Raw genomic sequence first — 13,888 nt, 5'->3', positions numbered from 1 at the left:
CCCCGCGATCGCAATACCCGGATTTCTCGCTACGGTAAACGCTGGCTTAATACTTTAACAAGATCATCCTTTTTCATTCTACTGATGCCAGTAATGCCTCGTTTTTTGGCCATTAATTTTAGTTCAGCCGTTGGCATTGTTTTGAGAATATCAGTGTCGGTGATTGTATATGGCATTGGTTGAGGAGTAAGATAAAAAACTTGATTTAAAGCATCAAGTTTTTGACCTTTAGTAATGCCACACTTTAGATTTAAAATTGGATCTAATGTTTTCCAATATTGACGAGGAGCTTCATCAATACGGTTTGTAGCTATAGCAGGTTTAACAGATTTAATAACACTCCCTGGTTGTTTAACTAAATATTCTAATGCTGCCATAATTTCATCTCTAGATGCCTTAGAGAGATTTATTTTTGGAATTTCTTCCCCTGCAAGTATTTTTGTGACTTCAACTGTCTCATCACTACCATCACTAATAATGCACCAAACACGATCTAAACCCGCCGCTTCTACAATCGCATAAATGAAAGAGTTAGCAATTACTTGATACTTATCTTTGCCAGTTTCTTTTACAATAACTGGAATCCAATTTCGTCCGCCCTTTTGGTTAAGCAAATGGGCTGAAGCTTTAATTAAAAATTCAGGTGCATTAGTTCCTTCACCAGGGTCAATCTCATCCAAATATAAAAGCATCAAATTTCCAATATCGCTGAGGCTACTCATTGTAAAAAATACTCCTTGGCTAAATTTTTGTAATATTCATGAGCGGATATATATCGATAAACCGCAGGAATACGCGAGAAAGCTGAACCTGCTATGTTAGCGTAGCTTGGAACTTCATGAATATAAAGGTCTTTGTTGGCTTTGGTATACCTAGGATAGAAGTAAGGAAGTAAGTGCAATCCTTCTTTTTTCAGAATGTTATTAATTTCTTGTTGAGCAACTTTCAACTGAGGATCTGTTATCTTTTCTCCATTAAAGAAAATTGGCAATGGAATAGGGCTACCATCACGTTTCTCTGATTGTACTTCAGGAATAAATTTCTTCATTGCCATTGCTGCATTTTCTAAAGAGAAAAGATTGTTATGCTTTGTGGGAATGAGAACAACATCAGCTGCATAAACAGCCAATTGGCTAAAAACTCTCCAGTTCGGTGGTGAATCTATCAAAATATAGTCATATTCTTGTCTTGCCAATTCTAGCTTGCGATAAAGAGTATGACTTTTCAGATGATTACGCAAGGATTGTTCAGCTTTATCTGTTAGTGTTTGATCAGCAGGGATAACATCAAATCTCAGTTCTTTTTTCAACTTTTTTAGAGGAAATCTATAAGGATATAGAGTACCTTGAAGTTCTACATTCCTTTCTGTCAGAGCTTCAAATACACTGCCTTGACTTAATGGAATACCTAATGAACTCGTTAAATCTTGTTGGTTTGGGTCAAAGTCGATTGCTAAAACCTTCTTTCCCAAAAAAGTTAATATAGCTGCCAGATTGACAGTAGTTGTCGTTTTTCCAACTCCACCCTTGTTGTTATAAACAGCGATAGTTAAGGCTTTAGTGGGATTTTCAATTTTCTGCCGAATTGAAGCAACCACATTATCAATATTGTCTACATCAATTGGAATACACTGTGTTGCAGGATAAATCACTTTTCCATGCTTCCGAAACAGTTGAATATGACAAGAATTAGTAATTATTCCCCACTGTACAGTTTTGCAATTACGTGCAAGTAGATAATGTTTCAGTTGATTAACCGTTTTTTGGTACTGTGCAGCATCTTCAGATAGGTTAATATCTCTACCCTTTAATTCCAGAAGAAGGTAGGGATTAGATTTTGTGTGTAAAAAAACATCGTCATCAATGGTTTTCCTGACTGCTTTATCAACAGATCCGTGACCAGTGTTATATTCTGGATAAATTTCTTCAGATTCAAACCCTAAAGTCCTCAACAAGTGAGGAGCAAAAAGGTCGCTTACAATTGCTTCTGGTGCATTTTCGGGAAGGCTTTGCAAGGCCGCTTGAAGAGTGGTAATTGTAATGCTCATAGTGTGAGGTAACTTCCAGCAATGTCTAAGTCTAGTATTCCCACTTGAGGACAAGTATTAATTAAATAGCTGGCAAGAGTCATTTTTGGCGGTCTGCTTTTCGCCTACCCTCCGGGAAAGCCAAAGTTTTTATGCAATAAGTCTATTAGATCACCATCGATTCTTGGCAGATAAAACGCTGATAGATGATCAGTAATCTGCTAACCTGAGTTTGCATTGATGAAATGAGTAAAAGTAGATGGCAATTATTAATAATTTATTTACAGCCGGTGGCGTGGTCATGTGGCCACTGCTGGGATTTTCACTCTTAGCAGTAGCCTTAATTATTGAACGAATTTGCTTTTGGGCAAAAATCACTGGTAAACAAAACCGTGTAGTCCAAGAAGTCCTCAAGCTGTACCGTCTGGATAATGTCGTCAGTGCTTTAGACAAGTTACAGCAAAATACAGATTTACCCATCGCCCGGATTTTTTTAGCTGCTTTAGAGTTGGAAGATGCAACCCCAGAGGATTTTCGCTTGGCTTTAGAAAGTGAAGCACAAGCCGAGATACCAATACTGAAACGCTTCCAAAATATTTTTGATACAATCATCGGTTTAGCACCGCTTTTAGGTCTGCTTGGTACGGTTTTAGGATTAATTACTTCCTTTGCTTCTCTAGATATCGGTGATGTAGGAGGAACAAAAACCGCAGATGTTACAGCAGGTATTAGTGCAGCGTTGGTGTCTACAGCATCAGGATTAGTTGTAGCGATATTTACCCTGTTGTTTGCTAATACGTTCCGGGGACTTTATCTACGTCACATCGCCTGGATTCAAGAATACGGGGGACAACTAGAATTACTTTACCGTCGTCGTTATGAACGAAAAGATAAGTTTTGACTAGCAATAATTCAGTTTTTTACCCTTAATTTAGTATATTAAAAAAATAAATTGTTTTTTGGAGCATAGTCTATGACCATCTGGGTAAATGAGCAAATTGATCCTTCAGGCATGATTCACGCGTGTATCGCTTGTTGTGATGAATCTCAGGCTAAAGATTGCCATGACTCCTTTGAGGGGAATTTGACTGATATGCAAAAGGCATCAGGTTGGTTAGCACGTTTGCGGACGGTTGATTCTTGGGATGAAGTCCCAGTTAATGCTTTAAAACTAGATTAGCGTGGTCAAAAATTTTGGATTTTAGATTTAGCATTTTGGATTGATTCCACAGATAAATCTGTACGATGATCATAAATCAAGGTTTTTCTAGCGTTTTTTTAATCTTTCTTGATCTACTAGTACAGTACGGTGTAAATAAACCAAGCATTGCAAATCAACGAAATACTTACGCTGTATTCATTTTGACTTTTGACTTCCGCGTAGCGGTACTAGCCATATCAGTTTAGGTTAATAAAAAATCAAAACTAGATTAAGACTTGAGAATTCATCAGTCATAAATTTATAGGAAAATCAATTTTCCTGATCTTGTAGTGATTTTTTGTAATTATTAAGAGTTATCATCAATTCTAAAGAATCAATTACAAATTTGCAGAAACCGAATCAATGTGGTGAACTATTATAAAGTTTACGCTGCGACACCAAGCAGTCCCATTAGTTTGGTTGGCAAAACGGGACAAGCTGTTCAAATTTCGATTCATGCTCCCAGTCAGTATATCTGTGCCAACCGCGATCGGATATTACCAGATTGGCAACAACAACCTCTATTTTGGGTCGTGATTGTTTTACAGCGATCGCGTTATCCTTTAGTGAAGATTACCCCACAAACAGAAACCCAAAAAGAACATTTGCGCGCCAACTTTATGAGATTTGGCTGCGACTTAGCTTTTAATCTGAGCGATCGCGGTTATTTAGCTGACCTCATAGACCCCCGTACTGGCTACCCTCTTTTCTCCCGTCCTGGGGAAATACCTCACAACGACACCGCAGTTGTTAAAGCTTTACTTCACTACCCAGTATTGAAAAATAAATGCTGTGTATTAGTTCATCCCACCTGGGGGACAGCAGTTTATCCCAGTATATTTATCTCAACCGCACCGCCAACCATTCTGGAATTGGTAATCAAAAGTGTAGCACTCATGCACGGGTGGCAAGAAGTTGAACAGGAGTTAAGCAATTCAAAATGAACAGCATAGATTTGATTTGGCTTTCCAGATCATAATTTATGTTACTCCACAAAAGACTTACAAATAAAAAATTAATCGTTTTAGTTTAGTGAGTAGGGGTATAAATCTGATCATCATCTTTTTAATATTCCAATACTAGAAAACAACCAGATTTCATCAAAAGATAATTTGGGATACTGTCGCAGGTCATAAATCTGTATACTGATTGTTATGTAATTTTCTAGTATAGAATCAGAATAATGGCTACGAATTCTTCAAATATTTCAACTGCTATCCGTTTTACAGCCAAGCCAATTTCTGAGTTCTACACTCTTTTTTCAGAAGCAGAGATTTTAGAAATAATTGATGCCTTAGAAGTCAGACAAGAGATTCCCTTAAAGTATGCTTACAAAGGTAGAGGTGCAAAAATTTGGGATGATTTTTATCTAAAATATATTATTCCCAAATGGTATCGGACATCAAATGTAGAAATTGACTTATTAAAGGAAAATTTTGCATACATTAATTCTAATGCCCTAAGTGCAGAGAGAATAAATATTATAGATGTCGGCTCAGGCAATTCATATCCTGTTAAAGATTTTATTTCTAGATTGAATAAATTAAATAGAATTAATAAATATGTTGCTTTAGATGTGAGTGATGAATTATTAAAAATATCTAGAAAGAATTTTCAAAAATGGTTTCCATTAATTGAGTTTGTCAGTCAAGTAATTGATATAGAAAATAATTGTATTTCCCCAGATTTATTAAATAATCAAACTGAGGGCGAAAATGGTACTACAGCCAATATAATTCTACACTTAGGAGTAACAATTGGTAATCATCAAAATAGAATACAAGTCTTCAAGAATTTGAAAGATAGCATGGGTAAGAATGATTTTTTGGTATTTACAAACGAAATCGGTGCTAACTCAACATGGGATGAAAAAGCTAGAGGTGGTTGCGATTATCATGCCAGAGAAATATATGAATGGATTAAAAAAAATATGGGAATTAGATATGAAGATTGTGAACTGATACGAAGGTATGATTTAGCAATAGATAGCGTCGTTGTCAATATAAAATTTCGTCAAAATTATACTATTAATTTTAATTATCAAGGAATAGATAAAAACGTTAGCTTCTCTGAAGGTGAAGAGATTACTATTTGGCGACATCATAAACATGAAATACCTGAACTTATGCAAGAAATAGAACAAGCCGGTCTACAACTCTCTCACTATACTACTAATAAATACTCATCACATATTATGGCGATTTGTCAGGTTGCTAGTAATTAACTTGAAAGTTCTCAACTACTTTTAGGTTTACGCAAATTTTGGGAATTGATGGGGCCGAGAATTTGATTCAGGTCTCGCAACTGTTCAGCCGTACCCATACAAATTAGCGTGTCTCCCGACATTAAAATCGTGTCGCCTGTTGGTCCACCAATGAGATTACCATCGAGACGGCGGATAGCTAACACTAATGCCCCAGTTTGCGATCGCAGTTTGGCTTTTTGCAAGCTTTGACCAACGAAGGGACAAAAGGCTGGGTCGAGTAAAAATTCTTCCATGTACAGTTGGCGGTCTGCACCTGTGAGAATCCCATCCACAAAGTCTAAAACTTGTGGTCTGAGAGCCGCCGCCGCCATGCGCTTCCCTCCAGTAATATAGGGTGAAATTACTGCATCTGCACCGCCACGTTGTAGCTTTTGCAACGCCTCTTCTGTGCTGGCGCGAGCGATCGCCCGGATTCTCGGATTTAAAGTCTTGGCAGATAAAACAGTATATAAATTTTCCGCATCGGAAGGGAGAGCCGCAACTAAACAAATGGCTCGCTCAATCCCCACTTTCAGTAATGTATCATCCAGGGTAGCATCCCCTTGAAATGCAATGTGTCCTTCATTTTGCGCCCTATCGATAGATTCCTGATCGGAATCAATCACCACAAATGGGACACCTTCAGAGCGAAATTCCTTGGCGATTTGCCGACCAGTCCGACTAAATCCACAGATGATGTAATGTTGTGATAAGGATTCCATTAACCGCCTCTGTTGTCGTAGTCGAATGCCTTGTTGAAAGTAGCCTTGAATTACTGCCTCTGTAAATCTATTGACAATGTAACCAATATTGACCACACCCAGAACAATCAAGGCAATGGTAAACAACCGTCCTCGGCTACCCAAGGGGTGTGTTTCACCATATCCCACAGTGGCTAAAGTAATGACAGTCATATAAGCGGCATCTGCCCATGACCAGCCCTCTACGAACTTGTACCACAAAGTGCCAATCAAAAAAACACCGCCGAGAGCGATCGCCCCGGCCATTAATTCTTTTTGAATTCGTTGGTACTTTTGCTCAAGAGTTGAATACAAAGTTATATTTCACCACTACCAATGCTGGGAGGATATATAATGTTAGACCCAAGTGAAAGTATGAGATGCCGTAAATCCAAAGCAATTTTGTAGATTTTCTAGGAAACTAGTAAGTAAGTATACGATCAAAAATTCTTAGGAGGAGAGGTAGTGAGCCTACAAACTCTACTTGAGCAAGGCACAAACCCCCCAGAGTCAGGTTCTGTTGCATCTAACCCCTTTAGTACAGATAGCTTTGACTCAGCTGTCATGTCTACCTATTCCCGGTTTCCCATTGCCCTAGAACGGGGTGCTGGATGCCGTGTTTGGGATACCCAAGGCAAGGAATATCTAGATTTTGTCGCTGGAATTGCTACTTGCACTCTAGGACACGCCCACCCAGCTATGGTAGAAGCGGTAACACGCCAAATCCAAAAGCTGCACCATGTTTCTAATTTGTACTACATCCCCGAACAAGGGGAATTAGCCGAATGGATTATTCAACATTCTTGCGCCGATCGCGTATTTTTCTGCAACTCTGGCGCAGAAGCTAACGAAGCCGCAATAAAGCTGGCGCGTAAATATGCCCATACAGTTCTAGACATTGAAAAGCCTATTATCATTACAGCCAACGCCAGTTTCCACGGACGGACTTTGGCAACCATTACCGCCACGGGGCAACCAAAGTATCAAAAATACTTTGATCCCCTAGTACCGGGATTTCATTACGTACCCTATAACGATATCAGTGCAGTCGAAACTGCCGTAACTGAGTTAGACGAAGGTGATTATCGCGTCGCCGCCATTCTGATAGAACCATTACAAGGGGAAGGTGGTGTGCGTCCTGGAGATGTGGAATACTTCCAAAAAATGCGGCAAATCTGCGATGAAATTGGCATTTTGTTGATGTTTGACGAAGTGCAAGTGGGGATGGGACGCAGTGGTAAACTCTGGGGTTATGAACATCTCGGCGTTGAACCAGATATTTTCACCAGTGCTAAAGGTTTGGGTGGTGGTATCCCCATTGGGGCGATGATGAGTAAGAAATTCTGCGATGTGTTCCAACCAGGGGAACACGCCAGCACCTTTGGGGGTAATCCCTTTGCGTGTGGGGTGGCGTTGGCTGTCTGCCAAACTTTGGAGAAGGAAAATATTTTGCAGAATGTGCAAGATAGAGGCGAACAGTTACGGGCTGGATTAAGCGCGATCGCCGCTAAGTATCCCCATCATATAACTGAGGTGCGGGGTTGGGGTTTAATTAACGGTATGGAGTTGTCAGCAGACATCCCGCTAACTGCGGCGGAAGTTGTCAAAGCTGCCATCAATGAAGGTTTATTACTTGTACCAGCCGGGCCAAAGGTGGTGCGGTTTGTACCGCCGTTAATTGTTACAGAGGCAGAAGTAAATGCTGCTTTGCAAATTGTAGAGAAAGCGATCGCAACTGTAACGGCGTAAATCAATACCCTTCTTTATGTAGAGACGCGATCCATCGCGTCTTTAAACTTTTGTTTCACGCAGAGGCGCAGAGAGGAGGAGTTTTACGAGTAAGCAATACATTACGGCTACTTACTGGAGAGATTTTCTACAAAACTCTGATGTTCTGCACTTGTCAAACCTTCCTGTAAAACTTCTAAAACTTTAGCTAAATTTCCGCTTAATAATGCTGATATATCTAAATATAAACCTGGAAAGACTTGAGAGAAAATCACACCACTAGCATTAGCTGGAAGCTGGATATATTCTCCTTCCTGTAACTTGAACCAATCAAATTCACCGTCATAAACTCGCCAAATTAAATATTCTTGCACCTGATTGCGGCGGTATACTTTTAACTTGTCGTGTAAATCTAGAGAAACACTGCTAGCGGCAACTTCCACAATTAACTCTGGCGCACCTTCAATATAATCATCATCGCTAATACGTGCTTGTCCTCCATTAGCAATTAGCAAACAAGCATCTGGTTGAGGTTCGTTATCTGCATCTAAGCGCACCGTTGCATTATCACCCAACTCTACCCCAGGTGTAGCAGATTCATATAAGCCCAACCAAGTCATGATATAAGCATGAGGTTTGCCATGACTTCTGAAACGTAACGGAGATGCCATATAAACAATTCCTTCAATCAGTTCCGCTTTTTTAACTTCAGGCATAGCATCATAACGACGCTCAAATTCTACACGGGTGAGCTTATCACCGTTTTCCAAAGGCGGAAGGGTTGAGAAAGGAGTGATAATTGCACTAGGACGTTTCATCATAGTTTGATCCACAGCAATTTAACTATTAATCTCATTGTCAATTAAAAAATAAACAGGACACGGGCAACAGACAACAAAAATATTTATCTGTAACCTGTAACCTGTCCCCTGTCCCCTACACTACCGGATGCTGCCCATAATAAGGTAAGGCCTCCGACCAATAAGGACGCTTACCCAACTGCCAATCAAAATAAGCTAGTTCTAAAATACTAGTCACAGTTGCCGCTAATCCAGAGTTGGCAGCAATTAACTGATAGTCAGTTTTCCAGTTAGCCAGGGTTTCTTGCCATGCTTCTGGGGTAAAAACAGTGTCAGCCAATAAAGTGATTAAGCCAGAATTATCGGGAGAAGGTTGATAAATCGCACCGAAAACCTGTCCGCGTTGCGCTGGCATTTCCACTGCGATCGCTATAGTCTCCTGATTTTTGCTAGCATAAGACCAAGCTACTGCCGCTAAGGTAGAAATTCCCAACACAGGAATATCTAATTGTTGCCCTAAAGTCCGCGCTAAAACAACACCAATACGAGTGCCTGTGAAACCTCCAGGGCCTTGAGCAACTGCCAGAAATGCTAAGTCTGTCCAAGTTTGTGGTTTGATAAATTCGATTAAATATTGATGTACGTAACTCGATAAGTCACGTCCTAAATCCCAAACCTGAGAACGAGTATCCCCAGCAAAATTACTAATTGCTAAACCCAGTTCAGGAGTAGTGGTATGCAATGATAAAGCGTATTTTGTGGATGTGAGGTATTCTACTTGTATAGTCAAAGTCAATTAAAGTATTAATGTTTTAAAAATAATATAGGAATCCTCTTTGCTTTTTGAAAAAATTTAGCTCCCATAACTTTTTATTTGTTCCCTGTTCGTTTACGGATAATAATAGTCGGACACAATTAAATTTATTAGCAAAAATATAGTATTTCTTCATCAAATGAGGTACGCTATATTCCCCTGCTCATTTGCGGGGAGGGGGTTGGGTTCTTGTCTCAATCAACCGAGAAACGCTATAAGTAGTCAAAAAAGACTCAGTTTACCCGTAGAGTGCGTTCGTGGTAGCGTTGCGGATCAAAAAGGAGCGATCGCAACTGTGAATATTTTTGCCCATCTACTTAGGGGATAGGAAACAAGCAAAAAATTCGTGTAATTAATTTTGTTTCATTACTTAAATTATCTTTTAGAAAAATTACAATTTCATTTAAATTTGCAATAGATTGATCAAGATTAAACAAAGCTTAAACAAAAACAAAAAAATGGTCATCCAAAACCTCAAAATCTAAAACTTGCAATTGGCTACTACATTGGCTGCATAATTCACAGTTTGGCTAAATTTTGCTATGCAAGGCAATCTTAGCGATATTACCAAAATAACTGAAAAATTAGAGCCATTGGATAAAAATCAATCCGAGTTGTCAATTATTTAAGTCAACTTGTAACAAGCCTTTCAAGGCAATAAAATTGTAGATTTTCTTGCACATTTTTAAACATTTTTTGAAAAACTTTAAAAAAATACAAATTACATGACTATTAATTCACTTGAGCAAGGTGTCATCCTCATTGTCGATGATACTCCCATCAATTTAGAAATGCTTTTTGATTTTTTAGCTAATACTGGATATAAAGTATTAGTCGCGGAAGATGGTGAAAGTGCTTTGTCTACAGCTGAATATGCTCCCCCCGACTTGATTCTTTTAGACATTCTTATGCCAGGAATAGACGGTTTTGAAACTTGTCGTCGCTTAAAAAATAATGAATTAACAAAAGACATTCCTGTTATTTTCATGACCGCCCTCTCTGAAACAGTAGATAAAGTCAAGGCTTTGAGTCTGGGTGCAGTAGACTATATCACCAAACCACTACAACATGAAGAAGTTTTAGCCCGCCTCCAACTCCATCTCAGACTACGAAACCTGACAAAAACATTGCAAGCACAAAATCAACGTTTAGAAGTGGAGATTGAGGAGCGCACACAAGCAGAAAATAAATTAAGAGAACAAGCTGCTTTACTAGATATCACCACAGATGCAGTGCTTGTCAAAGACTTTAATGAATATATATGTTTTTGGAACAAAGGAGCGGAAAATTTATATGGCTGGCAGATACAAGAAGTCCTTGGTAAAAATGTTCGTCAGTTACTGTATCTACCAGATGCTTTTCCCCAACTACAAAATGTTTTGAATAGTTTGGCTGAGTGTGATTTTTGGTATGGTGAATTGCATCAAGTCACCCGACAAGGCAAAAAAATTATTGTTGCTAGTCGCTGGAATGTGATGCGCGACCAAAATGGGCAACCACAATCAATTATGACGGTGAACACCGACATTACAGAAAAAAAACAACTCGAAAGTCAATTTTTACGCGCTCAACGACTAGAAAGCATTGGTACGCTAGCTGGTGGTATTGCCCACGACCTTAATAATGTACTGACCCCCATTTTAACAGCCGCGCAACTACTACAAATAAAACTTCCCAACGTTGACGATCGCTCTCAACGGATGTTTCAAACTATCGAATCTAACGCTAAACGTGGCGCGGCTTTGGTCAAGCAAGTGTTGCAATTTACTCGTGGCGTTGAAGGCAAGCGCACGATTGTACAAATTAACTACCTGTTCTCAGAGATTAAGCAAATTGTCCAAGAAACCTTTCCCAAATCTATTGAATTTTCTACGAATATTCAACCAGAACTTTGGACGGTCATTGGAGATGCTACCAATTTGCATCAGGTACTCATGAACCTAGTGGTTAATGCTCGTGATGCTATGTCAGAGGGAGGTAGTTTAAGTCTTTGTGCCGAAAATCTATTTATTGATGAACATGACGCCCGGATGAATCTTGGTGCTAGTGTCGGACATTATATTGTGATTTCCATTACAGATACAGGTATGGGCATAGAACCAGAAATATTAGATAGAATCTTTGAGCCGTTTTTCACGACGAAAGACGTTGGCAAAGGTACAGGGCTAGGTCTGTCAACCGTACAGGGTATCATTAAAAGCCACAATGGTTTTGTGAAAGTGTACAGCGAAGTTGGAAAAGGCACAAAGTTTCAGGTATTTTTACCAGCAGTCGAGGCAGCAGCAAACGCATCTGTGGAAGACTTGGAACTCCTCAAAGGCAATGGCGAATTAGTTCTAGTTGTAGATGACGAAGCTAAAATTCTGGAGACTACCAAAATCTTGTTAGAGGCTTATAACTATAGCGTATTGACGGCTGAGGATGGCATGGAAGCGATCGCACTATATGCCCAACACCAAGATAAAATTAGCTTGGTATTAATGGATATGATGATGCCTGTCATGGATGGTAGTACGACCATTCGCGCCTTACAAAAAATTAATTCTCTGGTCAATATTGTTGGTGTTAGTGGGTTGCTAACTAGCACTCAATTGACAAAAACCGTGAGAGTGAAAAAGTTTCTTGCCAAACCCTACACACAAAAGGAGTTGTTAGAAACTCTACACAACATACTCTCCCAGACATCGAAAACCCCGCAAAGGAATCTATTGGAGAAGAGAAGCTAGGGATAGGGAACAGGGAATAGGTGACAGGTTACAGGTTACAGGTTACAGGGGACAGGTGAGAGAGTAACTCATCCCCAATGCCCAGCATTTCGTTATTCTGTATATATGAGAGCCAAAATTGACAATCAAGTGCTATTTTTACACCATGAGGACTTACCAGAGTTTAAAAAAGGTGGTTCTGTAGTTAGAAACTCTTATTTCTGGGCATTGCGTTCAATTGCTGGTCGTTCTACCCGTTATCGTGATTGGGAATATGAGCCAGAAGTTTGGCTAGCACTGACGCGAATGCTGTTATCATTTGCAGAATCTGGATACTTAGGTTATCGAGAAACCACCTTGGAGTTTCCCCTATCCCAAGAAGAAATTCCTGATGTATTGCGAGACGTATCAACGTGGGAATAGGGGACAGGGGACAGGTGACAGGGAAATGACTAATAACTAATGACTAATGACTAAGATTAATCGCCGCCAATTTCTGACAACTTGTAGTCTAGCTACCTTAGCTACCCAAATTCCCCAAGTTACTGTCCAAGGTCAACTATCCCCCAACCATATAATTAAACCGCCAAGGCTCAAGGTAGGTGATACGGTGGGATTGGTTGCACCGGCTGGTATTTTTGACCCTAAATATATTGAAGTAGGACAGCAATATCTGACGCAATTAGGATTAAAAACTAAACTAGGAAAACATATTTTAGATCGTTATGGTTATTTAGCTGGGAAAGATAGCGAGCGCGCTCAAGATTTAAATGATATGTTTGCTGATAATTCAGTCACAGCTATTCTCGCTATCCGTGGCGGTTGGGGCTGCAATCGCATTTTACCTTTACTCAATTACTCCTTGATTCGCTCCCATCCAAAAATTCTCATGGGCTACAGTGATATCACTGCTTTATTGTTAGCAATTAATGCCCGTAGTCGGATGATGACTTTTCATGGGCCAGTCGCCACATCTACCTGGACTCCCTTTATGTTGGACTACCTCAAGCGCATCCTCTTTCATGGGGAAACTGTCACACTTGAAAATACCAACTCTCCTGAAGGGCAAGTACAAACTATAGCATCAGGAAAGGCCAGGGGTAAACTTGTGGGTGGTAACTTATCAGTCCTATCTGCAATGGTGGGTTCACCTTACTTACCCTCTTGGTATAAAAGTATTTTGTTTGTAGAAGATACCAACGAAGATATTTATCGGATAGACCGGATGTTAACACAGTTAAAAAATGCAGGTATACTGCACCAAATTTCTGGTTTTATTTTTGGACAATGTAGTGATTGTAGCCAAGGAGATGAACCTTCGCTGACATTAATGCAGGTATTGCAAGACCACATCCTTCCTTTAGAAATTCCCGCTTGGTATGGAGCGATGATTGGTCATATTCAGGATAAATTTATCTTACCAATTGGGCTGTCTGTAGAAATCGATGCCACCCTGGGAACAATAAAATTATTAGAGGCCGCAGTTAGTTGAAGGATCATTTGTCAAGTTAATATAAGCATCATTTGCAATTCCAGCTATTGCGGTTAGTATAGTTTAGATCCTAGGAAATTACTTAAAATATATTTTTTGATCAAAAAATATTTGCTTCAGTTAGGAAACACTGGCAA

13 protein-coding genes are annotated in these 13,888 nt (G+C 39.5%); 8 read left to right on the top strand and 5 right to left on the bottom strand.

Annotated elements, in window-relative coordinates; genetic code table 11:
• Positions 1–29 precede the first annotated feature (29 nt).
• Positions 30–722 (bottom strand): Rho termination factor N-terminal domain-containing protein, encoded by a 693-nt coding sequence (locus ACM0OR_RS13080; RefSeq protein WP_323267106.1) that lies wholly within the window; start codon positions 720–722, stop codon positions 30–32.
• Entirely contained in the window at positions 719–2,047 is a 1,329-nt protein-coding gene (locus ACM0OR_RS13075) for a ParA family protein (RefSeq protein ID WP_323267107.1), read from the bottom strand. The genes ACM0OR_RS13080 and ACM0OR_RS13075 overlap by 4 nt, the downstream gene beginning before the upstream one ends.
• Before the next feature lie 238 nt (positions 2,048–2,285).
• Here ACM0OR_RS13075 and ACM0OR_RS13070 point away from each other — a divergent pair, with 238 nt between their 5' ends.
• The 4 genes from ACM0OR_RS13070 to ACM0OR_RS13055 all read left to right on the top strand — a co-directional run bounded on the left by ACM0OR_RS13070 (position 2,286) and on the right by ACM0OR_RS13055 (position 5,451).
• Positions 2,286–2,927, top strand: a complete 642-nt coding sequence (locus ACM0OR_RS13070) for a MotA/TolQ/ExbB proton channel family protein (protein WP_323267108.1) — start codon at positions 2,286–2,288, stop codon at positions 2,925–2,927.
• 72 nt (positions 2,928–2,999) lie between these two features.
• Positions 3,000–3,206: a glycogen debranching protein gene (locus tag ACM0OR_RS13065; protein WP_190702265.1), complete on the top strand. Its 207-nt coding sequence runs from the start codon at positions 3,000–3,002 to the stop codon at positions 3,204–3,206.
• A 386-nt stretch (positions 3,207–3,592) separates the two neighbouring features.
• Positions 3,593–4,171 carry a methylmalonic aciduria and homocystinuria type D protein gene (locus tag ACM0OR_RS13060; RefSeq protein ID WP_414576594.1) on the top strand — a complete coding sequence of 193 codons (579 nt, stop codon included), beginning with the start codon at positions 3,593–3,595 and terminating at the stop codon, positions 4,169–4,171.
• Positions 4,172–4,410: 239 nt separating this feature from the next.
• Entirely contained in the window at positions 4,411–5,451 is a 1,041-nt protein-coding gene (locus tag ACM0OR_RS13055) for an L-histidine N(alpha)-methyltransferase (protein ID WP_414576592.1), read from the top strand.
• 11 nt (positions 5,452–5,462) lie between these two features.
• Here ACM0OR_RS13055 and ACM0OR_RS13050 read toward each other — a convergent pair whose 3' ends face one another.
• Positions 5,463–6,527 carry a potassium channel family protein gene (locus tag ACM0OR_RS13050; protein ID WP_414576590.1) on the bottom strand — a complete coding sequence of 355 codons (1,065 nt, stop codon included), beginning with the start codon at positions 6,525–6,527 and terminating at the stop codon, positions 5,463–5,465.
• A gap of 150 nt (positions 6,528–6,677) precedes the next feature.
• Here ACM0OR_RS13050 and ACM0OR_RS13045 point away from each other — a divergent pair, with 150 nt between their 5' ends.
• Positions 6,678–7,961 (top strand): aspartate aminotransferase family protein, encoded by a 1,284-nt coding sequence (locus ACM0OR_RS13045; RefSeq protein WP_414576588.1) that lies wholly within the window; start codon positions 6,678–6,680, stop codon positions 7,959–7,961.
• Positions 7,962–8,068: 107 nt separating this feature from the next.
• On the opposite strand, the gene ACM0OR_RS13040 is transcribed toward ACM0OR_RS13045, so the two are convergent.
• Both ACM0OR_RS13040 and tsaB read right to left on the bottom strand, forming a co-directional pair.
• The gene (locus ACM0OR_RS13040; RefSeq protein ID WP_414576586.1) at positions 8,069–8,761 is read right to left on the bottom strand and encodes a Uma2 family endonuclease; all 693 of its coding nucleotides are present in this window, start codon (positions 8,759–8,761) and stop codon (positions 8,069–8,071) included.
• Between the two features lie 115 nt (positions 8,762–8,876).
• Entirely contained in the window at positions 8,877–9,530 is a 654-nt protein-coding gene (gene tsaB, locus ACM0OR_RS13035; RefSeq protein ID WP_414576584.1) for a tRNA (adenosine(37)-N6)-threonylcarbamoyltransferase complex dimerization subunit type 1 TsaB, read from the bottom strand.
• 749 nt (positions 9,531–10,279) lie between these two features.
• On the opposite strand from tsaB, the gene ACM0OR_RS13030 reads away from it, so the two are divergent.
• The 3 genes from ACM0OR_RS13030 (at position 10,280) to ACM0OR_RS13020 (ending at position 13,751) form a co-directional block, all read left to right on the top strand.
• The gene (locus ACM0OR_RS13030; RefSeq protein WP_414576583.1) at positions 10,280–12,280 is read left to right on the top strand and encodes a response regulator; all 2,001 of its coding nucleotides are present in this window, start codon (positions 10,280–10,282) and stop codon (positions 12,278–12,280) included.
• A 105-nt stretch (positions 12,281–12,385) separates the two neighbouring features.
• Positions 12,386–12,682 carry a hypothetical protein gene (locus tag ACM0OR_RS13025; RefSeq protein WP_414576581.1) on the top strand — a complete coding sequence of 99 codons (297 nt, stop codon included), beginning with the start codon at positions 12,386–12,388 and terminating at the stop codon, positions 12,680–12,682.
• A 46-nt stretch (positions 12,683–12,728) separates the two neighbouring features.
• Positions 12,729–13,751 carry a S66 peptidase family protein gene (locus ACM0OR_RS13020; RefSeq protein ID WP_414576579.1) on the top strand — a complete coding sequence of 341 codons (1,023 nt, stop codon included), beginning with the start codon at positions 12,729–12,731 and terminating at the stop codon, positions 13,749–13,751.
• Positions 13,752–13,888 lie beyond the last annotated feature (137 nt).

The sequence above is a fragment of the Anabaena sp. CCY 9402-a genome (assembly GCF_963920945.1).
Classification (GTDB): Bacteria; Cyanobacteriota; Cyanobacteriia; order Cyanobacteriales; family Nostocaceae; genus Trichormus; species Trichormus minutissimus.
This window is presented reverse-complemented; position numbering and strand designations above follow the sequence as displayed.